Below are 21,333 nucleotides of genomic sequence, written 5' to 3'. Positions count from 1 at the left end.
GAGGCCCGCATGAATGCAATCCCGGATGGGACGCGCGAAAGCAAATTTGCGCCACGGCCGACAAGGAGCGTGATCGGCTCAGACCAGTCGCCGATCGAAAAGCCCGAAGAACAGGAAGCCGAGCAGAAAGCCGAAGACATGCGCGTCCCAGGCGATTTGACCGCCGACATCGCCGAACAGCGGCACGCCGACCGCAATCAGCACATTGCCGAACAGCCACATCAGCGTGAAGATCAGCACGGTGCGGTTGGAAAGCGCCCCGAGAATGCTCTGTCTCGGCATCAGATGCCCGAAGGAGGCGCTATATCCACCGCGCGCAGGAAAAGCGAAGCGGCAGGCCGCCCCCATCAGCGCCGAAACGACCCCGGACGCCCCGATCAGCACCGTGACATCGCCCCAGTTCAGCGCCGCATGACCAAAGGCCGAAACGGCGGCGGAAATGCACCATAACAGCACGAAACGCACTGTACCGATCCGGCGCAGAACCGGCGCGCCAAAGGCCATCAGCCACAGGCCGTTAAAGAGAATATGCTCGATGCCGCCATGCAGGAAAGAATAGGTCACCGGCGTCCAGAGCCATTCCAGACCCTGCTGGGAAAACGGCACCGCATAACGCAGCGGAATGAAGCCGAAAGTGAAGATGAACCAGCCATTGCCTTCCTCCGAAAGAAGATAGGCGGGAACGACATAAGCGACGATCAGCGCGGCCAGAATGCCGACCAGCAGCGACGGCAAGTTGAAGACGGGATTGTTCGTGTCGTCTTTCGGCTCCGGCGTTTCCGAAACCGGCGGCTGTTCGCCGTCCCCGTAGGACATGATCCCATCCCTGTCTTGGTCGAATTTTGCGTTCCCCGAGCAATATAGGAAGCCCGAACGAAAAAAAAGCCGTCCCGCCTTCGAAGCGCGCGACGCCCAAACCGCTATCGGCAAAGACGCCGGGCCGCAGACGGTCCGGCTTGCGGGCTCGCCTTGAAATAACAGGCAACGCCATCGAATTGTGCTGACGGAGCTTTCCCCGACATGGCCGCTCCGATGCCACGACCGCCGCCGTCATTCAATGTCAACCCTTTGTTAACCTTAATAAATCCACTTGGCACGAAAATCGCTACACCTCCAGATACAGACGTTCGGATGGACATGATGTCCCAAAAACGAACATGGAGAGATGCTATGAAGAGCATGGCCGGACTGGAGATATACGCTTATTGGGATGAACTGCGCGGCAAGCGATCGGCCCCGCGACGCGAGGACATCGATCCCGCAAAGCTGAAACATCACCTCGGCGATCTTTTTATCCTCACGGACAAGGGAGAGAACACCCCGTTTTTCCGCCTTGCCGGTACACGTCTTTGCGACCTGTTCGGCCGGGAATTGCGGGATCGCCCGTTTTCGGAGTTATGGCAGCCGGCGAACGCCGTCTTCCCCTGCCGCGTCGCGCGCGGCATCCTGCACCACCAGTTACCCGTGGTCTTCGATGTCGAGGCGGAGGATAGCTATGGCGCGGCGCCGCTGGCATTCGAAATGCTGCTCCTGCCGCTGCGCACCGATCCCGACGCCGCCCCAAGGCTGCTCGGGGCGCTGCTTGCGGAGCGGCCGCGACACGAATTCGCCGCGCCCATCCAGTGCCTGTCCATAAAGAGCAGCCGCCTTCTGCTCCTGGACATCGCGCCGGCAGGGTATCCGGTGAATGGGATGGCCGCCGATACACCGCGCGCCGAAAGCCGCTGACGGACCTGTTCCAACGCTCCCCGCCCCTCCAGGAGAGGTCCGGCAGCACCCGAATCTCAAAAAAATACGTCAGAACTGTAACGATATTGCCGATCAGAAAAATTGTAGAGATTAAACAATACAGTCTGTTAACTCGCGCAAGGTAGAAACTTACCGTCATCATTCATTACAATTGCGCTGCCCATGTTTTCGTCTCGTTCGGCCAACACCGCCCAAATCCTGCGTCCGGTTGAGGAAGCTCACCTCGACGACGCCGTCCGTGTGTCCTTCACCGGCCGCCTGATGTTGCCCGATCATGAAGAATATGATTGCACCGCAACCGAGATGACTGCCGAAAGGGCGCAGTTCACCTGCCCAGGCATTGCCCGCCGCGGTGATCGCGTCATCGCCTATCTCCAGCATATCGGTCGGATCGAAGGCACGGTGACATCACTCATCGCATCCGGATTCCTCATCGCCATCAACGCGCCGGAGCGCAAGCGGGAAAAACTCGCCGCGCAGCTCGCCTGGATCGCCAAGCGTCAATTGCTCGGCCTGCCGGAAGACCGTCGCCACGACCGTCTGACGCCGCGTAACGCCAAGGCACAGCTCGTTCTGGAAGACGGCGTGCTCGTCGCCTGCCGGCTGATCGACCTTTCCCTGTCAGGTGCGGCCATTGAGATCGAAAACCGGCCGCCGCTCGGAAGCCGGGTCCAGCTCGGCAAGAATATGAGCGGCAAGATCGTGCGCCACTTCATGGAAGGCGTCGCGGTCGAATTCGACCGGGTGCAATCGCCCGATGCGCTGATTGAATTTCTCTAGGACGTTCCATCGAACGCGGCAGGTTTTGCGCCCGTAAGAATACGGCGGCGTCTTCAGCGCGCGTTGCGCTCGCCCCATCGTCTCATAATTGAGAAGATTCCCTGATCGCGGTGTGGCAGTCTATGCTCTGCCCTTCGCGGCAGCGTCACGATAACACATCGCTCATCGCGTCCGCCGCACCATTCTCTGCTTCTCTCCGCCGAACTTCGGTTTTCACGCCATGACCGCGCCGGCTCTGATCCGAGACAGCGCCGCGGACCATTTCGCGCCCTCGCTCAGGTCAGCCGCCGCGCGAACTGGGACAAAAAACGCTCCGCAAAACTTTTTTTCCGGAAAAAATGCAGTTTTTTTGAAGTTTTTTTGCCGCTTTTTCCGGCCTGTCCCAGCCTGAAACAGCCATCCCGAAACGGGAAATCCACCACTTCCTTGAGCGCCGTGAACCGGCCGCGCGCCGCCATGAAAACCGCAGGACGCGGAAAATCGCTGTCAATACAGCGGTCTAGATGGCTACCAAAAGCCTAAGGCCAAGACGCGTAAAATTGTAATAAAATTTGCTTCAAACACGCATAAAAACTAGTTCGAATACAGTTCAAAACAACGGCTAATTTGCTGAAATTTAAGCTCAAATTGCGCTTCGCAAATTTCCGCCGGGTCAAAATATACCTGCGAATGTCTCCTCACCACGGGGAGACAAGCAATGAACAAGAACAACCGTTTCGTTTTCACTCTGATCGCATTCATCGTCAGCGCCTTCGCGCATCAGGCAAGCGCCTCGCCGGCCGCCGTCATGCGCGTCATCGGCAAAGCCAACCCGCCGATCGGCCACTATGAATTCTGCCAGACCTATCAGAGCGAATGCCAGCCGACCTCGCTGGACAACGGCCCGATGAAGCTGACCGAAGAGCGCTGGAAGACGATGCTCGACGTCAACTACACCGTCAACACCACCATCACGCCGATGACCGACATGGAAATCTATGGCGTCGAAGAACGCTGGGCCTATCCCACCACGGTCGGCGACTGCGAAGACTTCGTGCTCCTGAAGCGCAAGATGCTGATGAACAAGGGCTTCTCCGCCTCCAACCTCCTGATCACCGTGGTTCTGCAGCCGAATGGCGAAGGCCATGCCGTTCTGACCGTCCGCACCGATCGTGGCGATTTTGTTCTTGACAACATGCGCAACAAGGTCATGAACTGGTCGGAAACCGAATATACCTATCTGAAGCGCCAGGACACCGCCAATCCCGGCCGCTGGGTGAAAATTCAGGATGGTCGTGCCACCACTGCGGTCGGCGGCATCAACTGAACCAACAAACGACCTGTCTCCCCAAACGAAAAAGCCGGCTCCGCAAGGATGCCGGCTTTTTCATGTTCAAATCCGTTAAGCGTCAGAGCAGCCCAAGCTCCGCCAGTTCCCGCCTGAGATCGGAAGGCATGTCCTCGCCGCCCATGCCGCCGCCGAGATCGCGTGGCGCCTCGTCGTCCTTCAGGTAACGCCAGCCCTGAAACGGGCGCTTCGGCGCGGGTGAGGTTTCGATGACCTCTGGGCCGAGAATGAGATCGCAGCGGGAAATACCGTCTTCGCCCTTGAAGGAGCGGATATCGAGAAGTGTCTGCCGCGCCTGCACCTGTCCCTTGATGACCCAGTAGAGAGAGCCGCCTTCCAGCAATTCCTCGACGCGCTTTGGGATCATCCGGGTGGTGTGGACGCTATGCGGCTCAAGGCCAGCGGCAATTGCTGTCAGCGCGCGGTGCGCGACCCAGTCTCGCAAGTCCTGGATTGAATCCGCGCCAACGCAAAGTTTGATGAGATGTAGAGGCATGCCTCTATCAATGCCTTTTTGCGACGGGCGTCAAGCATCTGCACGACGCCTGCCGCCCTGCCCGCTCAGCACTCCACAACGTTGACGGCGAGGCCGCCGGTGGAGGTTTCCTTGTATTTCTCGCTCATGTCGTTGCCGGTCTGGCGCATGGTCTCGATGCAGGCATCGAGCGGCACGAAATGCTGGCCGTCACCCTTCAGCGCCAGCGAAGCCGCTGTTACCGCCTTGACGGCGCCAAGCGCGTTGCGCTCGATGCACGGCACCTGCACGAGGCCCGCGATCGGATCGCAGGTCATGCCAAGGTGATGTTCGAGCGCGATCTCTGCGGCATTCTCCACCTGTTCGGGCGATCCGCCCATGACCGCGGCAAGACCCGCCGCCGCCATCGCCGCAGCCGATCCGACTTCGCCCTGACAGCCCACTTCCGCGCCCGATATCGAGGCATTGTGCTTGATGATGCCGCCGATGGCGGCGGCCGTCAGCAGGAAGTCCCGCACGTCGTCAATCGTCGCATCCTCATGGAAATGCCGGAAATATCTGACGGTGGCCGGAACGACACCAGCCGCACCATTGGTCGGTGCGGTCACCACACGGCCGCCGGCGGCGTTTTCCTCGTTCACGGCCATGGCGTAGACGCTCAGCCAGTCATTGGCCATGACCGGGTTCAGCCGGTTGCTGCGCCATTCCGCATTCAGCTTTTCGTAAATGGAGCGGGCGCGGCGGCGCACCTTCAGACCGCCAGGCATGATGCCATCCACTTTCAGACCGCGCTCGATGCAGCCATTCATAGCTTCCCAGATCTGGTCGAGACGCTCGTTCAGTTCTTCGCGGGAAACCACCGTCTCCTCGTTGGCGCGCTTCATCTGGGCGATGGTGCGGCCGGAACGGGCCGCCATATCCAGCATTTCCCGCGCCGTCCCGAAGGGATAAGGCACGCGCGGACCGTTATCGATGGACTTGCCGCGCTGCTTGATCGCCTCCAGTTCCGTATCGGTCACGACGAAACCGCCGCCGACGGAATAATAGATGCGCTTGATGAGAAGCCTGCCCTGATTGTCGAAGGCGGAAAAAGTCATGCCGTTGGCGTGGCCGGGCAGCGGATTCTTCTTGTCGAAGACCAGATCCTCGGCCGGATGGAACAGATAGGACGGGTGACCGGGCGGTGTGACCGTGCCCGCCTTTTCTACCGTGTCGATGATCGCATCCATGGCATCGGGATCGACAAGGTCCGGCCGCTCGCCGGTCAGGCCGAGGATGACGGCACGCCCGGTACCGTGGCCGATGCCGGTAAAGGCAAGCGAACCGTGCAGGCTGACCTTCAGCTGCGCAACGGCCGCGCCTGCCGGCCGCGGCCACTCATCGCTAAGGATCAGCGCCAGAAAGCGGTTGGCTGCCGTCATCGGCCCCATCGTATGGGAGCTCGAAGGACCGATACCGATCTTGAAGACGTCAAAGACCGAAAGAAACATGAAGTTCGCCCTGAATAAGAATGGATTCCACCACCATCATATCCAAAGCGGCAACGGATCGCCACAAAAGAGCGTCAGCGGTTTGCGCAGCTGCGACATGAGCGTCCCGGAAACGAAAACAGCACGGTTTCCAGAGGAAAACCGCGCCGTTTCAAAACCCGTCATTCAGGAGAAGTGCTTATGGGCTGCCAAAAATGTATGTCAATGCGAGAAAAGCGGCAAAGCCTGCAAGTGCGCGCAAAGTGACGCCCCAGCAGGATTTCTGAGCGGTTTCTTCCATGATTACTCCAGCTATTCACTCTCCGGGGGATCTTCAAGACCCGGCCCGTTGAGCCAAGCATTTATTAAAATCCGGCGGCGAAGGCAAATGCAAAAAGCGGCTAAATGAAGGCGTTTTTGACAGGCTGCCATTCGCGGTATGCATAGGTATGTGAAAAAACAAGGTGTTAGCGCGATGTGTGTTTAAGCGCCATTTTGGCGATCGCCGCAATTTAGGCTAAAGTGTAACCGTTATTTAAAGCTTTCCCACAAACGCCTGTTGAAAACTCATTCGGCAAAACACCTTAGAGTCGAATTTCTTTCGCCGAAGCGCCGAGTCTTGAAAGGCCGCGATTGCTGCTTTATCGACGTTGGCAACGACAACGATGCGAGTCTTTCCATGCAGCAGGCATCCTCCTTTCCTGATCGCGAAACGGTCGCGTCGAAACTCACTTCGCTTGGCAGTGAGGATAAAGCCTGGGTGCTGCTGTTGATGGAAAACGCCCTGCAGGACGAAAACCTGCTGGCCGGCCTCAATCTTTATCTCGACCGGCAGGCCAATGCCCGTTTCCTCAACAGCCTGAAACTGGAAACGGCGGGCGAATGGCTTGGCGGCAATGCCCCTGCCCGGCTGCAGATTCGCATCACCGAAACCGCAAGGGCCAGCCAGCACCCCGCCTATATCGCCTTCCGCAAGGGGTTGACGGCATCGGCCGGTCTCGAAAAAGCCTATCCCAAGGCGCCGATCTGATCGGCCCGCCTAGTCCGGCACCCTGTCGACAACAGCGATAATCGGCCCCATCGGAAAGAGCGAGTCCCGCCTTTTCATCGCGGGAATATCGACGCTTGAGATCGTGCCGTCGAGATAGAGCGCGTTCGGCGCATCCAGCACATCCCTGAACAGCGTGGCGAAATCGTAAAATCGCACGGTATTTTCCGAAATCGCGAAATGCACCATGCCATCGCGGGAAACGCCGACGCCGTTGCGCCGCTTCAGACTGTCGCTATCGGGCAGAAAGCGCGGATGCAACGCGCCGGCTATGACAAGCATCGGCCCGGATTGCGTGGCGAAATCCGGTTTCGGATCCGCCGCCAGATAGGCCCCGGTTTCCAGTACGCCAGCCTTGTCCCCCTTCAGATAAAACACACCGTTCGGCAGAAGGTGAAAATTACCCCAGCCGCCCCGCGTGCTGATCGATGAGCGCTCCACCCCATTTTCAATGTAGAGGCCGACCGGCGAATAGTCGGAATGATACATGCCGCCGTTCATGGCGAAGATGCTGAACATATGCTGGCGCCACAGGGCTGAAGAAAGATCGGCGAAACTCCGATATCCCTGCCCGGAGATATGGTCGCGATCATAAATACGGATGGTATTCTTCGCCGGATCGAAACTGCAGACGATATAGCGCCCACCCGCATGGTCGATGGCCTTGCAGAAATCCGCCTGCCCGCCGGCCTGCGCGGAAAATGGCAAAAGCAACGGCAGCAGCAACTGCGCCAGTTTCTTCATCGATAAAATAATGCCCGCCCCTTTGATTCTCATCAGGCGAACATTCGCAGGGAAATTCGGTCAAAGAAAAGGCGTCGCCCTGGTTTTCGGGCAACGCCTTTCCGAGAGGGGAGTGGATTAACGGCGCGCTGCGCGGTCCACGCTGCGGCCCGCATCCTGCGTCGCGTCAACGGCGTTTGCCGTATCCCGGCCCATGCCGCGAATGGTGTTGCCGCAGGAACTCAGGGTGACAACGGTCAGCAAAGCCACGAAAACGGTCGAAAGAATACGTGTAATCATGTGAAACTACTCCCCTATGACTTGCCGTCCAAAGGCAAGCGCCGATGTGATATGCGTCACAATAACGTGAGTCCGAAAAAACGGTTCCAGCGGCATTTCAAAAAATCCCGTCGATGAAAATTAACATGGTTTTGAAGTTCACGCGTGAAACTCGGCATCTGGATCATGGCTTAGGAAAATCCCGTGGGTGATATGACTGACATCAACAATCGGCTTCTGGTGATGACGGCGGGGGGCGCAAACCCCAATGTCATGATCAATGCGCTGGCAACACGATTTCCCGATATCCATGTTTTCATGGAGCAGCCGGAAAGCAAGTCGGTGATTTTCCGGCGGCGTGCGCGCCGACTGGGCTGGATAATCGCCGCAGGCCAGATGGCGACGATGATCGCCTCACGGCTCGGCAAACGCTTCACGGTGCGTAGAAGCGCTGAGATCATCGCCGAACACGGTCTTTCCGCCGATCTCCACCACAGCCTTCCCGTCACGCAATTCGCCTCGCTCAACGATGAAGAATGCCGCAACGCCGCCAATCTGCTGAAACCGGCGGCGATCTTCACCATTTCCTGCCGCCTGCTGACGCCAGCCACGCTGCAAGCCCTGCAATGCCCGGTCATCAATTTCCACGCCGGCATCAACCCCGCATATCGTGGCCAGATGGGCGGTTACTGGGCACTGGTGGAAAGGGACCGCGGCAATTTCGGCGCGACCGTGCATCTGGTCGACAAGGGTGTGGATACCGGCGCCACGCTCTACGAAAAGCGGCTGAAACCCTCGCCTTCCGACACGATTGCCACCTATCCGCTGCTCTTGACCGCCGCTTCGGTGGATATCGCCGTCAGCGCCATAGAGGACGCCCTTTCCGGCAGCCTTGCGCCGCAGCCGCCTTCGCCCGGCAAATCGGTACTGCGCTTCCCGCCAACCATCTGGACCTGGCTGTGGAATGGCCTGACGAAACGAATCTGGTAAAACCGCACGTCAATGAATTGGGGGCGAGCTTCGTCGCAGATGCAAGCCTGTCTTGCCGCAACAGGCACAGACTTCGCCGCGAAATAGGTGCATGGTAATAAAAAGGATCACGCACAAATTGCCCGATATTTCCGCTGCTCCCATCATTCCCGCCTCCATCGAAGCCTCGCCCGCGCAGGTGCTTGGCGCGACCGACCTTGCTGGCCTTTTTCCGCAGGGCGTGCGCGTCTATCTCACCGACACCGGAGCGGCCTCGCAGCAACGGCTCGTTGAAGCCGCAGCACATTTGCGCGACCTCGGTTACGAACCGGTGCCGCATCTTGCAGCACGACGCATCCCTTCAAGCGCGGCGTTTGTAGAACAGGTCAGACGGCTTGCCGGAGAAGCGGGCGTAACAGATGTTCTGGTTGTCGGCGGCGGCGTCGAACGGCCGGTCGGCCCCTTCGCATCCAGCATGGACATGTTGTCCACCGGCATTTTCGACCGTTGCGGCATAAATCAGATTGCCATCGCCGGCCACCCCGAAGGCAGCCCGGACTTCAACGACGACACGGCAATGGCCGCACTCCGGTTGAAACGCGATTTTGCGGAAAGAAGCGATGCCGCCATGCGCATCGTCACGCAGTTCGGTTTTGATCCCGCCCGTTTCATCGCCTGGGCGGAAGGGCTTATCGCGTCTGGCATTGAGCTCCCGGTGCATATCGGCGTTTCCGGCCCGGCCAAAATCACGACGCTCTTGAAATATGCAGCACTCTGCGGCGTCGGCAATTCCATTGCCTATCTGAAGAAAAACGCGCTTTCCCTGACGACGCTTGCCAGAGGACACTCGCCGGAAAGCATCGTCGGGCCGATTGAGCGGCACTGGCAGGCCAATCCGCAAGGGCCAATACGTCAAATTCACGTCTTTCCCTTCGGCGGATTGCAGAATTCGGCCGACTGGCTGGTCAAACGTGGAAGCTGGCAAACCGGCGCAGCGGACCGTTCTGCATCGCCGGATTCAAGGGCTGGCTAAAGCATTTCCGGGAAAAGCGGACCCCGGTTTCCGTCCGGAAATGCGCCAAAAATACTCTAAAAACCGCCATTCTGGCCGCGCGACGGGCCATGGCCGCCGCGTACTCCCGAGGCCTCAAGCCGCCTTGGCAACCTCGAGAAACGCATTGCGAATGCTTTCAGCGACGGCAAGAACAGGACGGGACGCCTTGTCGCCCATGATCAGGCGGATATCGAAACACCCAAGCTCGGGCAGGCCTTCCTTCTCGCCCAGAATGACCATGTCGTTCTGCACATAAGATCGCGGCAGCGGCGCGATGGCGAGATCGGCGACAATCGCCGCACGTTGCGCCATGGTATGACCGCTGAGATAGGCCACCCGGAAATTGCGCCCTCGCTTTTCCAGCGAATTAATCGCTTCCGAACGCCAGATGCAGCCGTCTTCCCAGATGGAGATGGGCAGCGGATCGCGCAAATAGGCGGCGCCGCATTTGGCGCCTGCCCAGACAAGCCGCTCGCGCATCAGCACCTCGCCCGTATCCCGCAAGGGATGGGAGGCGCAGTTGACGAGGGCGAGATCGAGCCTCTGCTCATCCATGCGCTTGTAGAGATTGGAGCTGGAATCGATGGTGACGTCGATCATGATGCCGGGGAAAGCCTCGGCGAAGCGCTTGAGAATGCCCGGCAGCAGGCCGCGCTCGCCAATATCCTCCGGCGCGCCGAGACGGACGACGCCGGAAAGCTCGGGCATGACGAAACGAGACACGGCCTCGTTGGACAACGCAATCATCCGCCGCGCATAGGTCAGAAGCGTCTCGCCATGCGCCGTCAATGTCACCGAGCGGGCGTCGCGCAGGAAAAGCGTCGTTTTCAACTGCTCTTCGAGCTTCTTGATCTGCATGGAAACGGCGGAAGGCGTTCTGAACACCACTTCCGCGGCGGTGGAGAAATTTCCCGTTTCCGCGATGGCGACGAAGGTTCTCAATATGTCGTTATCCAGCAACGGCAGCGGCTGGCGGAAAGTCACGGTCATGGCACGCACCTTCAAATATTTTGATTTATAGATGGATATCATTTCGTTTGATTGAATGTCAACAAGCGCGCACCATCCGGGACATCGATTGACGGGGAGCATCGAGCCTCGTCGGCGGCGACTATAGAAATCGCAAACAGGATCGTGGTTCAGGAAAGGATCAAGACATGACCATGATACATTATCTACCGGTGGCGAACCGTTCCTCGCACCGTCCGTCATCCAGCGGCTGGCTTCATCGCCTGTCCGACCATGTTTCCACCCGTTATGCGGCATGGCGTCGCGAAAAAATGCTTCGTGCACTGGAAGCACTGCCTCCTGAAACATTGAAGGATATCGGATGGCCGACGACGGACAACAGCCGCATAAACGTCATCCGCAGATGACATTCAAACGATGGCTCGCAACGTTTTCAGATGTGCGAGCCATCCCCACCAACCCGTCTAGTGCAAGGACGAGTGCGCAAAACAGCCTGCCTGTTTTACATGCGACACACCGCCTTTTTTTAAGACTTGTCGCAAAATTTGCATATTTCAAAAGCGATTTTTTGACAGCCCCGATTCCACGGCGTATTTTTCGTTAAAGATGTCGTAGGCAGGACATCCAGAAGACCAATTCCAAGAGAGGAATTGCGTATTCGCAACGGAGCACGGGCAAATGAGCAGGAACTCCCAGAAGAAACGCTCAATCGTCTTTTTTCTCATTCCGCAATTTACCATGCTGCCATTCGCTGCAGCGGTTGAAACGCTTCGCATCGCCAACCGAATGTTGGGCTATCAGGCCTATGAGTGGCGCCTCTCCTCGCTTGATGGCCAGAAGGTCATGTCATCAAGCGGCATCTGTCTGGAGGCCGACACCTGTCTTGCCGATGAGCGGCGTTACGTCAGCGGCGAAAACCGCCCGGAAATGGCGATCATCTGTTCGGGCATCGATGTGGACCAACACATCAACAAGTCCGTCAACGCCTGGCTGCGCGAAGCCTATAATCGTGGCATCGCCATAGGCAGCCTCTGTACCGCCGCCCATATTCTGGCACAGGCCGGCCTTTTGAACGGCAAGCGTTGCGCGATCCACTGGGAGAACCTGCCCGGTTTTTCCGAGGCCTTCCCGCAGGTGGAAGTCTATGCCGACCTCTTCGAAGTCGATAGCAACATCTACACCTGCGCCGGTGGCACGGCTTCGCTTGACATGATGCTGAGCCTGATCGGCCAGGATTTCGGTGAAAACCTCGTCAACCGCGTCTGCGAACAGCAATTGACCGACCGGGTGCGCAGCCCCAATGACCGTCAGCGCCTGCCGCTGCGCGCCCGCCTCGGCGTCCAGAACAGCAAGGTCCTGTCGATCATCGAATTGATGGAAGGCAATCTCGCCGAACCGCTGTCGCTGCTCGACATCGCCGACGCGGCCGATCTTTCGCGCCGGCAGGTGGAACGCCTCTTCCGCCAGGAGATGGGTCGCTCGCCCGCCCGCTATTATCTCGAAATCCGCCTCGACCGCGCCCGCCACCTGCTGGTGCAATCGGCCATGCCGGTGGTCGAAGTCGCCGTCGCCTGCGGTTTCGTCTCCGCCTCGCATTTTTCCAAGTGTTATCGCGAAATCTATAACCGCACCCCGCAGCAGGAGCGCGCCGAACGCAAGCTCCTGATCAGCGCATCGAGAATGGCTATGGCGAATCAGGCGGGCAAGGCCGCGCATTGAGAAGGCGGCTCTAACCTCTCAGGCGCGATGGTACGCGCCTGGCCTCAACCGGAAAACAGTTCACAAAAACGGCCGAACCGCATGACCAAGGTCCTCCGCCGTCATGCCGTCACCTGCCCTATGGCCGGCCTCGCCATGCAACCAGACCCCGGCCGCAGCCGCTTCGAAGGCCGGCGTACCCTGCGCCAAAAGCGCGCCGATGACGCCGGCCAGCACATCGCCTGATCCAGCCGTAGCAAGGCTCGCCGGCGCATTGGTGTTGACCAGCGCCCGGCCGTCGGGTGCGGCAATCACCGTGTCCGCACCTTTATAGACCAGCACCGCGCCACTGCGCGCCGAGGCGATCTGCGCCCTTTCGATCTTGCTCAATATCTTGTCGGCGACAAGATCGGGAAACAGTCGCGCAAACTCTCCCTCATGCGGCGTCAGCACGAATTTGCCCGCGCCCGACCCGACGCGCGCAAACAGGGCCTCCCTATGATCTCTGAAAGCCGTAATTGCATCGGCATCCAGCACCACCGCCTTATCTCCAAGCAGGGACACGTATTGCCGCGCCTTTTCGAGATCGCCGAAACCCGGGCCGAGAACGAAAGTGCCATGACGCCTATCATCCAGCCACGACCGCAGATCGTCGGCATCGTCCACCGGCGCGTTCATCACCGCCGTTAGCGTGACGGACAGCACGTCGAGCGCTTGCCTCGGCGCGGCGATGGTGACGATCCCCGCCCCCGCCTTCAGTGCACAAAGCGCGGTCATGCGGCTTGCACCCGTCGCATGGGCCGGGCCGGAAAACACGGTCAGGTGCCCGCGGCGGAATTTGTGGGTTTCCATATCGGCATGAGGCAAGACATCCCGCCAGACCGGCGGGCTATTTTCCGCCACCGCTCCCGCGTGGGCATTGAGGATACGGGACGGAATGCCAATATCGAACACCTCGAGCGTTCCACAAAGCGCCCGCCCCGGCATCAGCAGATGACCCGGCTTGCGCGCCATGAAGGTCACCGTACGCTCAGCCCTGAACGATGCGCCGAGAGGCACGCCCCGTCTGCCGCAGAGGCCCGAGGGCAGATCGACGGCGAGAACCGGCGCCTTCGCTTGCGTGACCGCCTCGATCACGCGGATAAGTTCCTGCGGAACATCGCGGGACAATCCAGCCCCGAATACCGCGTCGATCACCACGTCGCCCGAGAACGGCCTATAGTCGCCGAGCGGCAGCGGCGTCACGCCGCTTCGCTGGAATGCCGTCCGCGCATCGCCCCTGAGCGCGCCGACATCGCCGAGATGATGAACCGCGACGACCGCTCCGCTGTGCAAAAGCGCCCGCGCCGCCACATAACCATCGCCGCCATTATTGCCGCCGCCGCAGAGCACGACGAAACGCAGCGCCTGCGGATAGTACCGCAACGCGGAAGAGGCGACCGCCTGCCCCGCCCGCTCCATCAGATCATAGAGCGGAATGCCGGACTGCCCGGCCGCCACATCGACAAGCGCCATCGTAGCAGGATCGAAAAGGGAAAACGGAGACAGGAATTTCATGCCCGATCATCCCTTCAAAACGCCGAAAAGGCAATCGATACAAAAATAAGCAATTTTTAGCGACGAAATAATAATCAAATGCATAAAATATAGACAATCAATCCGAGCCACATCTGCGCGCCTTCAAATATCAAGGATTCCTAAAATAATACAAATGCGCATAAATGCTGGTCGATTTTTCGGGTTTCGGCGAGAAATTGGCTGGAAAAGCGCAAAAAGCGAATGCATTTTGTGCCGGAAGGCCGGGGGATCGAAGTTTTTTCTTCAAGCCCGCTTCCGATCTGGCACAATACGTGCATTCTTGTGGCAGAGCGGGAGTTACCTGCTTTAACGGGAGAAGCGGAGAGATATTTTCTCATGAAAAAGATCGAAGCGATCATTAAGCCTTTCAAGCTCGATGAAGTGAAGGAAGCCCTTCAGGAAGTCGGACTTCAGGGAATCACGGTCACGGAAGCAAAAGGCTTTGGTCGTCAGAAGGGACACACGGAACTCTACCGCGGTGCGGAGTACGTTGTGGACTTTTTGCCGAAAGTGAAAGTCGAAGTCGTATTGGCGGATGAGAATGCGGAAGCCGTCATCGAGGCGATCCGCAATGCGGCCCAGACAGGACGTATCGGCGACGGAAAGATTTTTGTTTCCAATGTCGAGGAAGTCATCCGCATCCGTACCGGTGAAACAGGCGTTGACGCCATATAATCAAGAACGTCCCGAGCCGGGGAGGCTTGGGTTTTCACCTCGTCATCATCACACTCAAGGAAAATGTTTAAATGACGACCGCAAACGATATCTTGAAGCAGATCAAGGATAACGACATCAAGTTCGTGGACCTGCGCTTTACCGACCCCAAGGGCAAGCTGCAGCACGTCACCATGGATGTTGTCTGTGTGGACGAAGACATGTTCGCCGATGGCGTCATGTTCGACGGCTCCTCGATCGCCGGCTGGAAGGCCATCAACGAGTCCGACATGGTGCTGATGCCCGATCCGGCCACCGCCCATATCGATCCGTTCTTCGCCCAGTCCACCCTCGTCGTCCTTTGCGACATTCTCGACCCGGTCTCGGGCGAAGCCTATAACCGCGACCCGCGCGGCACCGCCAAGAAGGCCGAAGCTTACCTTAAGGCATCCGGTATCGGCGACACGGTTTTCGTCGGCCCCGAGCCGGAATTCTTCGTCTTCGACGATGTCAAGTACAAGGCAGACCCCTACAACACCGGCTTCAAGCTGGATTCGTCGGAACTGCCCTCCAACGACGACACCGATTACGAGACCGGCAACCTCGGTCACCGCCCGCGCGTCAAGGGCGGTTATTTCCCGGTTCCGCCGATCGACAGCCTGCAGGACATGCGCTCCGAAATGCTGACGGTTCTGGCCGAAATGGGCGTCGTCGTCGAAAAGCACCACCATGAAGTCGCTTCTGCGCAGCACGAGCTGGGCGTGAAGTTCGACACGATGGTCTCCAGCGCCGACAAGATGCAGATCTACAAGTATGTCGTGCACCAGGTCGCCAATGCCTATGGCAAGACGGCAACCTTCATGCCGAAGCCGATCTTCGGCGACAACGGTTCGGGCATGCACGTTCACCAGTCCATCTGGAAGGGCGGCAAGCCGACCTTCGCAGGCGATGAATATGCCGGCCTCTCCGAGACCTGCCTCTATTACATCGGCGGTATCATCAAGCACGCCAAGGCGATCAACGCCTTCACCAACCCGACCACCAACTCCTACAAGCGTCTGGTGCCGGGTTATGAAGCGCCGGTTCTGCTCGCCTACTCCGCGCGCAACCGCTCTGCTTCCTGCCGTATCCCCTTCGGCTCCAACCCGAAGGCAAAGCGCGTCGAAGTCCGCTTCCCGGATCCGACCCAGAACCCCTATCTCGGTTTTGCGGCCATGCTGATGGCCGGCCTCGACGGCATCAAGAACAAGATCCACCCCGGCAAGCCGATGGACAAGGACCTTTACGATCTTCCTGCCAAGGAATTGAAGAAGATCCCGACCGTCTGCGGTTCGCTGCGTGAAGCGCTCGAAAGCCTCGACAAGGATCGCAAGTTCCTGACCGCTGGCGGCGTTTTCGACGACGACCAGATCGACTCGTTCATCGAACTGAAGATGCAGGAAGTCATGCGTTTCGAAATGACCCCTCACCCGGTCGAATTCGACATGTACTACTCGGCCTGATCGGCCCTGCGAGCGCTCTACAGGAGCGCTCGATCCATCTCGGCGGTTTTCCCCGGAAAGCCGCCGTTTTCTTTTGGAACCCAGCCATCATTGCGAAGAATGTCGAACAAGCCAGCCTCTCAGCAAACGCGCCTCACGGACTGGCTTATCTTTCTGGCGGTGCCGTTCTTTTTCTCCAGCAATGTCATTTTCGGCCGTGGCGTCGTCGGCGAAGTCTCGCCTTTCATCGCCGCCTTCATTCGCTGGATCGGCTCGACCCTCATCATCGCTCCCTTCATGATCGCGGACTGGCGCAACTGCCTTGCTTTCGTGCGGCGGAAAACGCTGCTCTGGCTCGTCCTCGGCATTCTGGGCATGGGAATTTGCGGCGGCGTGGTCTATTGGGGGCTGACTATGACGACGGCCGCCAACGGCACACTGATCTATACGACGTCGTCGCTGTTCATCATCCTGTTCCAGCGCGTCTTTCAGGGCCGCCCGATCCGCAAACTCGAAGTGGCTGGCATGGTCATCGCCTTTGCCGGCGTGGCGGCCATCGTGCTGAAGGGCGATGTGTCCGCCCTCTGGCGCCTGAATTTCAACATTGGCGATTTCGCGATCCTGACCGCAGCCATCTGCTTTGCGATCTACTCGCTGCTGCTGCGCGATCCCGCCGCGCGACAGATGGCCTCTTTCAGCCTTTTCGGCCTGATCGCCTTTTCCGGCGCGCTCGTGCTTCTGCCGCCGGCGGCGCTGGAACTGGCGCAGGGCGGCATGTTGCCCGCCACCCCAATGGCCTGGGCCAAGATCGGCGGCATCATCCTGTTCGCCTCACTCTTGGCCTTTTATTGCTTCACCCATACCGTACGCGTCTTCGGTCCCGCCACGGCGGGGGTCACGCTTTATATGATGCCGCCGGTCTCGATCCTCATGGCCACGCTGTTCCTCGGGGAGACCTTCGAGGCCTATCACGCCGTGGGAATTGTGCTGGTCACCGGGGGCGTCATTCTGGCCACCGCGCCGATCGGCAGAAGACGCTGAGCCGGCCGGCAGACAGCCTCAAACCGCTAGGTCTTGATATTTCGCATTACGCACCCAACTAGTATTGGGAAAGGAAGTTCATGCCATGAAACAAAGAGACGCAAAATTCACGCTTGGCGAGATCGTTCGCCATAAGGTGTTTCCGTTCCGCGGTGTGGTGATCGACGTGGACCCGGAATATGCCAATACCGAGGAATGGTGGAACGCCATCCCCGCGGAAATCAGGCCGGATCGCGACCAGCCCTTCTATCATCTTCTGGCTGAAAACGAAGAGACTGAATATGTCGCTTACGTTTCCGAACAGAACCTCGTCCATGACGAAAACGAGACGCCGCTGAGAAATCCCAATATCGGCCGCATCTTCGACAAAGCACCGAACGGCGAATGGCGACCGAAAATGTCGACGGCGCATTGACGCCGCGCCAACTTTCTCCCGCCCTCCCCGGGACATAAAAAAACCGGTCTGTCGCCAGACCGGTTTTTCTGTTCCTGAAGCTTACGCTGCAATCAGGGCTTCGGCGCGCCCTTGGCGGCGTCCTGTGCGGCTTCCAGCTTCTTGCGGGCCTCTTCAGCCTTCTTCTGCATGCCTTCCTGCAAGCTGCGCTGGCTTTCGGCAAGCTGCGACTGCGAGATGGCCGGACCGTCAAAAGCGCCGGTGAAACCGGTGAGCGCGATCTTGATGGGGTTCGGTGCGCGGCGGAAGTTGATGGAGGTGAAGACCACCTCGTTGCCCTTCTTCAGCGAAGCGATCATGGCGTCCGTCAGCGGAACTTCGGCCGTGCACTTGTCGGGCAGGCAAACGGCGTAATCGAGCTTCTGGCCCTTGCCGCCGTCGATCTGCATCATCACGCCCGGAGGGATGAGACGCGCGGTGGGGACCGAGACCTGCAGCAGCTTACGGTTGACCTTACCTTCAACGGTAATGAGGCCGACAGCCGTGATCATCTGGCCGTTCTGGGCAAGAACCACGTTCTGCACGACGCAGACGTCGTTGTCTTCCTGCTTGGAGCAGGTCTTGAACCAGCCGAGCGGCGGAGCGCCAGCGCCCTGAGCGGCGGGAGCAGCATCCTGCGCCTGCGAGATTGCCGGAGCAGACATTGCGCCGAGAGAAAGGACCAGAGCGGACAGAGCTGTCCGGGTGAATGTGTTTGCCTTGTGCATCATAAGAGTTCCGTCTCCTGAATGTCTGCCAGAACAGAACCGCAAGATCCTGTTCGCCGATGGCGGTATCCTTCTGCCCGTTCAACTGTCGTTTAAATGAGGCAAATGCGTGACCCGTCTCTTCCGGCCACCCTGTTACATGCCGATCGCGGCGATATCCAGCACTTCTTTAACTTTTTCTTGAGCGGACCCAAGATTTCCCGCACTCGCATGGGTCCTGCAATGTCCCTGTGCTACATATCTGCCAGAATCATGACGATAAACCATCGTAACGATCATCGGACGGATAGTTAGACAGGATAATGACATGCGCAACCTTGCGGCCCTCATCCCCGCATTGTTCCTTTTGGGATCATCCCTGCTTCCAGCTGGGGCAGCGCAGGCACAGCCGCTACACGGCATCTCCATGCATGGCACGCCTGCCCTTCCTGCCGATTTCCGGCACCTGCCCTATGTCAATCCGGACGTGAAAAAAGGCGGTCGCATTTCCTACGGCGTGGTGGGCACCTTCGACAGCCTCAATCCCTTTGTTCTCAAGGGAATGCGCACCACGGCGCGTGGTGTCTGGGATCCGGAATTCGGCAATCTGCTTTACGAGCCGCTAATGCTGCGCTCGAGCGACGAGCCCTTCAGCCTCTATGGCCTGCTTGCAGAAACGGTGGAATGGGACGATGAGCGCAGCTTCGTTCAATTCAACATCAATCCAAGGGCGAAATGGTCGGATGGTCAGCCGGTCACACCTGACGATGTGATTTTCAGTTTCAACCTGCTTAAGGACAAAGGCCGCCCGCCTTTCAACAGCCGCCTCGACGGCGTGGCCAAGATGGAAAAAATTGGCGATCGCAGCGTGCGCTTCACCTTCAACGACAAGGCCAACCGCGAAACCCCGCTCATTCTCGCCTCCTCCACGCCGATCCTGCCGAAACATGCGATCGATCCGGAAAAATTCGAACAGGCGGGCCTTGGCGATGTTATCGGCTCCGGCCCCTACCGAATCAAAACGCTGCGCCCGGGTGAACGAATCATCTGGGAGCGAAACCCCGATTACTGGGGCAAGGATATTCCCGGCAAAGTCGGCTTCGATAATTACGACGAAATCAGCATCACCTATTTCCTTCAGGTCACGACCATGTTCGAGGCCTTCAAGAAGGGCGATATCGACATCTACCCAGAGGGTGACGCCATCAACGGCACCTCCGACACCTCCCATTGGGGCCAGGCTTATAATTTCCCGGCCGTCCATCGCGGCGATATCGTCAAGGACGTGTTCCAGCCGCGCCTGCCGACCGGCATGTTCGGCTTCGTCTTCAATACACGACGTCCCGTCTTCGCCGACGAGAAGGTGCGCGAGGGCCTCACCTATGCGTTCGATTTCGAGTGGATGAACAAAAACATCCTCGGCGGCTCCTTCAAGCGCACCCAAAGCTACTGGCAGAATTCGCCGCTCGGCGCTTACGGCAACGCCGCCGACGAGCGCGAGCTGGCGCTGCTGGGCGACGCAGCGAAGACCATGTCGCCGGAACTGCTGGCCGGCACCTACGCCCTGCCCGAAACCGACGGCACGGGTGCCGACCGCAAGGTGCTGAAGATGGCCGTCGACAAGCTGAAAGAGGCTGGTTACAGCATCAAGAACGGTAAGATGTCCGATGCCAATGGGCGCCAGCTCGCCTTTGAGATCATGACGCAGAACCCGGCGCAGGAACGCATCGCGCTTGCCTATCAACGTTCGCTGAACCTGATCGGCGTCGCGATGGGCATCCGCTCCGTCGATGACGGACAATACCAGTCCCGCTCGAACAGCTTCGATTATGACATGATCATCCGCTCCCTGCCCTCGTCGCTTTCGCCTGGTATGGAGCAACTGAATCGCTGGAATTCGCTTTCGCGTGATGCGCAGGGGAGCTTCAACTATGCGGGTGTTGCCAATCCCGACATAGACCGGATGATAGAGGCGCTGTTGCAGGCCCGCTCGACGGAAGACTTTCAGGCAGCCGTGCGCGCCTACGACCGCCTGCTTGTGGCCGGCCATTATATAATTCCGCTCTATTACATCGGCGCCCAATGGATCGCACGCTGGAAATATATCGACCGCCCGGATATGACACCAATACAGGGCAATCAGAAACAGACCTGGTGGGACGCGCGGGCGCAATAACCTGCCACCGTCAGGTCGATCATATAAGGAACCTCAGCCATGGAACGAATCGTTGTTGACGTCGTATCGGACATGGTCTGCCCGTGGTGTTACCTCGGCAAGGCGCGGCTGGATCTCGCCATTGCCGAAGTGCAGGATGAAATCAGCGTCGACGTGAACTGGCGTCCCTACCGCCTCAATCCGGACTACCCACCGGAAGGCGTCGACCAGAAAGCCGCTCTCGAGGAAAAGCTCGGCAAGGAGCGCCTGGAACAGGCCCATGCCACCCTGGTGCAACTCGGCAAGGAAGTCGGCATCAATTACGATTTCGACGCGATCGAGATCGGGCCGAACACGCTCGACGCACACCGCCTGTCGCTTTGGGCTCATTCCGAAGGCCGCGATCTCCAGGAGAAGGTCGTGACCGGCCTTTTCAAGGCCAATTTCGAGGAAGGTCGCAATATCGGCGATCATGCTGTGCTGACAGACATTGCCGCAAAGGCTGGCATGGACGCGAAAGTGGTCGAGCGGCTGCTCGCCTCCGACGCGGACAAGGATACGATCGTTGCCGAAATCGACGCTGCGCAGCAGATGGGCGTCGCCGGCGTACCCTTCTTCATCATCGACCAGAAATACGCCATAAGCGGTGCACAAACGCCTGACATCCTGATTGCTGCATTGCGGGATATTGCAAAAATCAAGGCGGACGAGCATAGATCGATGAACTGACGGCCAAACCACCGG

24 protein-coding genes are annotated in these 21,333 nt (G+C 58.8%); 15 read left to right on the top strand and 9 right to left on the bottom strand.

What is annotated here, in order from left to right:
• Positions 1–78 precede the first annotated feature (78 nt).
• Positions 79–816, bottom strand: a complete 738-nt coding sequence (locus BS627_RS04550) for a rhomboid family intramembrane serine protease (protein ID WP_077982093.1) — start codon at positions 814–816, stop codon at positions 79–81.
• Positions 817–1,170: 354 nt separating this feature from the next.
• On the opposite strand from BS627_RS04550, the gene BS627_RS04545 reads away from it, so the two are divergent.
• Positions 1,171–1,728 carry a PAS domain-containing protein gene (locus BS627_RS04545; protein ID WP_165691128.1) on the top strand — a complete coding sequence of 186 codons (558 nt, stop codon included), beginning with the start codon at positions 1,171–1,173 and terminating at the stop codon, positions 1,726–1,728.
• A gap of 183 nt (positions 1,729–1,911) precedes the next feature.
• On the top strand, positions 1,912–2,529 hold the full coding sequence (locus tag BS627_RS04540; RefSeq protein ID WP_077982091.1) for a PilZ domain-containing protein: 618 nt from the start codon (positions 1,912–1,914) through the stop codon (positions 2,527–2,529).
• Positions 2,530–2,804: 275 nt separating this feature from the next.
• Here BS627_RS04540 and BS627_RS04535 read toward each other — a convergent pair whose 3' ends face one another.
• On the bottom strand, positions 2,805–2,987 hold the full coding sequence (locus BS627_RS04535; protein WP_245307008.1) for a hypothetical protein: 183 nt from the start codon (positions 2,985–2,987) through the stop codon (positions 2,805–2,807).
• A gap of 239 nt (positions 2,988–3,226) precedes the next feature.
• Here BS627_RS04535 and BS627_RS04530 point away from each other — a divergent pair, with 239 nt between their 5' ends.
• The gene (locus BS627_RS04530) at positions 3,227–3,835 is read left to right on the top strand and encodes a transglutaminase-like cysteine peptidase (RefSeq protein ID WP_003523403.1); all 609 of its coding nucleotides are present in this window, start codon (positions 3,227–3,229) and stop codon (positions 3,833–3,835) included.
• Between the two features lie 82 nt (positions 3,836–3,917).
• Here the strand turns inward: BS627_RS04530 and BS627_RS04525 are convergent, their stop codons facing one another.
• Both BS627_RS04525 and BS627_RS04520 read right to left on the bottom strand, forming a co-directional pair.
• The gene (locus tag BS627_RS04525; protein ID WP_077982090.1) at positions 3,918–4,352 is read right to left on the bottom strand and encodes a DUF1489 family protein; all 435 of its coding nucleotides are present in this window, start codon (positions 4,350–4,352) and stop codon (positions 3,918–3,920) included.
• 65 nt (positions 4,353–4,417) lie between these two features.
• On the bottom strand, positions 4,418–5,821 hold the full coding sequence (locus tag BS627_RS04520; protein WP_077982089.1) for an L-serine ammonia-lyase: 1,404 nt from the start codon (positions 5,819–5,821) through the stop codon (positions 4,418–4,420).
• On the opposite strand from BS627_RS04520, the gene BS627_RS04515 reads away from it, so the two are divergent.
• Together BS627_RS04515 and BS627_RS04510 are read left to right on the top strand one after the other, a co-directional pair.
• Positions 5,820–6,209: a hypothetical protein gene (locus BS627_RS04515; protein WP_165691127.1), complete on the top strand. Its 390-nt coding sequence runs from the start codon at positions 5,820–5,822 to the stop codon at positions 6,207–6,209. The genes BS627_RS04520 and BS627_RS04515 overlap by 2 nt on opposite strands.
• 270 nt (positions 6,210–6,479) lie before the next feature.
• Positions 6,480–6,830 (top strand): hypothetical protein, encoded by a 351-nt coding sequence (locus BS627_RS04510; protein WP_077982890.1) that lies wholly within the window; start codon positions 6,480–6,482, stop codon positions 6,828–6,830.
• A gap of 9 nt (positions 6,831–6,839) precedes the next feature.
• Here BS627_RS04510 and BS627_RS04505 read toward each other — a convergent pair whose 3' ends face one another.
• Together BS627_RS04505 and BS627_RS04500 are read right to left on the bottom strand one after the other, a co-directional pair.
• Positions 6,840–7,592, bottom strand: coding sequence for a phosphodiester glycosidase family protein (locus BS627_RS04505; protein WP_193600482.1), 753 nt, complete (start codon positions 7,590–7,592; stop codon positions 6,840–6,842).
• 117 nt (positions 7,593–7,709) lie between these two features.
• On the bottom strand, positions 7,710–7,871 hold the full coding sequence (locus BS627_RS04500) for an entericidin domain-containing protein (protein WP_004442283.1): 162 nt from the start codon (positions 7,869–7,871) through the stop codon (positions 7,710–7,712).
• A gap of 192 nt (positions 7,872–8,063) precedes the next feature.
• Here BS627_RS04500 and BS627_RS04495 point away from each other — a divergent pair, with 192 nt between their 5' ends.
• Together BS627_RS04495 and BS627_RS04490 are read left to right on the top strand one after the other, a co-directional pair.
• Positions 8,064–8,840 (top strand): formyl transferase, encoded by a 777-nt coding sequence (locus tag BS627_RS04495; protein WP_077982088.1) that lies wholly within the window; start codon positions 8,064–8,066, stop codon positions 8,838–8,840.
• A gap of 91 nt (positions 8,841–8,931) precedes the next feature.
• Complete coding sequence (locus BS627_RS04490) at positions 8,932–9,852, top strand: methylenetetrahydrofolate reductase (RefSeq protein WP_077982087.1); 921 nt, start codon at positions 8,932–8,934, stop codon at positions 9,850–9,852.
• A gap of 114 nt (positions 9,853–9,966) precedes the next feature.
• Here BS627_RS04490 and BS627_RS04485 read toward each other — a convergent pair whose 3' ends face one another.
• Positions 9,967–10,905: a LysR family transcriptional regulator gene (locus tag BS627_RS04485; RefSeq protein ID WP_170985519.1), complete on the bottom strand. Its 939-nt coding sequence runs from the start codon at positions 10,903–10,905 to the stop codon at positions 9,967–9,969.
• 125 nt (positions 10,906–11,030) lie between these two features.
• Here BS627_RS04485 and BS627_RS04480 point away from each other — a divergent pair, with 125 nt between their 5' ends.
• Both BS627_RS04480 and BS627_RS25060 read left to right on the top strand, forming a co-directional pair.
• Positions 11,031–11,249 carry a hypothetical protein gene (locus BS627_RS04480; protein WP_077982086.1) on the top strand — a complete coding sequence of 73 codons (219 nt, stop codon included), beginning with the start codon at positions 11,031–11,033 and terminating at the stop codon, positions 11,247–11,249.
• A 271-nt stretch (positions 11,250–11,520) separates the two neighbouring features.
• Complete coding sequence (locus tag BS627_RS25060) at positions 11,521–12,561, top strand: GlxA family transcriptional regulator (protein WP_077982085.1); 1,041 nt, start codon at positions 11,521–11,523, stop codon at positions 12,559–12,561.
• Positions 12,562–12,621: 60 nt separating this feature from the next.
• Here the strand turns inward: BS627_RS25060 and BS627_RS04470 are convergent, their stop codons facing one another.
• Positions 12,622–14,097 (bottom strand): NAD(P)H-hydrate dehydratase, encoded by a 1,476-nt coding sequence (locus BS627_RS04470; RefSeq protein WP_077982084.1) that lies wholly within the window; start codon positions 14,095–14,097, stop codon positions 12,622–12,624.
• Positions 14,098–14,454: 357 nt separating this feature from the next.
• On the opposite strand from BS627_RS04470, the gene BS627_RS04465 reads away from it, so the two are divergent.
• The 4 genes from BS627_RS04465 (at position 14,455) to hspQ (ending at position 17,709) form a co-directional block, all read left to right on the top strand.
• The gene (locus BS627_RS04465) at positions 14,455–14,793 is read left to right on the top strand and encodes a P-II family nitrogen regulator (protein ID WP_003515720.1); all 339 of its coding nucleotides are present in this window, start codon (positions 14,455–14,457) and stop codon (positions 14,791–14,793) included.
• 71 nt (positions 14,794–14,864) lie between these two features.
• Complete coding sequence (glnA, locus tag BS627_RS04460) at positions 14,865–16,274, top strand: type I glutamate--ammonia ligase (protein WP_077982083.1); 1,410 nt, start codon at positions 14,865–14,867, stop codon at positions 16,272–16,274.
• A 99-nt stretch (positions 16,275–16,373) separates the two neighbouring features.
• A complete protein-coding gene (locus BS627_RS04455; RefSeq protein ID WP_077982082.1) occupies positions 16,374–17,294 on the top strand; it encodes a DMT family transporter in 921 nt (306 codons plus the stop codon).
• Positions 17,295–17,379: 85 nt separating this feature from the next.
• Positions 17,380–17,709 (top strand): heat shock protein HspQ, encoded by a 330-nt coding sequence (gene hspQ, locus BS627_RS04450; RefSeq protein WP_003508038.1) that lies wholly within the window; start codon positions 17,380–17,382, stop codon positions 17,707–17,709.
• A 92-nt stretch (positions 17,710–17,801) separates the two neighbouring features.
• Here the strand turns inward: hspQ and BS627_RS04445 are convergent, their stop codons facing one another.
• Positions 17,802–18,458: an invasion associated locus B family protein gene (locus tag BS627_RS04445; protein WP_077982081.1), complete on the bottom strand. Its 657-nt coding sequence runs from the start codon at positions 18,456–18,458 to the stop codon at positions 17,802–17,804.
• Between the two features lie 304 nt (positions 18,459–18,762).
• Here BS627_RS04445 and BS627_RS04440 point away from each other — a divergent pair, with 304 nt between their 5' ends.
• Positions 18,763–20,610 carry an extracellular solute-binding protein gene (locus BS627_RS04440; protein WP_077982080.1) on the top strand — a complete coding sequence of 616 codons (1,848 nt, stop codon included), beginning with the start codon at positions 18,763–18,765 and terminating at the stop codon, positions 20,608–20,610.
• A 39-nt stretch (positions 20,611–20,649) separates the two neighbouring features.
• Positions 20,650–21,318 (top strand): DsbA family oxidoreductase, encoded by a 669-nt coding sequence (locus BS627_RS04435; RefSeq protein ID WP_077982079.1) that lies wholly within the window; start codon positions 20,650–20,652, stop codon positions 21,316–21,318.
• Positions 21,319–21,333 lie beyond the last annotated feature (15 nt).

Source organism: Agrobacterium salinitolerans, from assembly GCF_002008225.1.
Lineage (GTDB): Bacteria > Pseudomonadota > Alphaproteobacteria > Rhizobiales > Rhizobiaceae > Agrobacterium > Agrobacterium salinitolerans.
The sequence above is the reverse complement of the archived record's forward strand: the minus strand, read 5'-3'. Positions and strand labels throughout refer to the sequence as shown.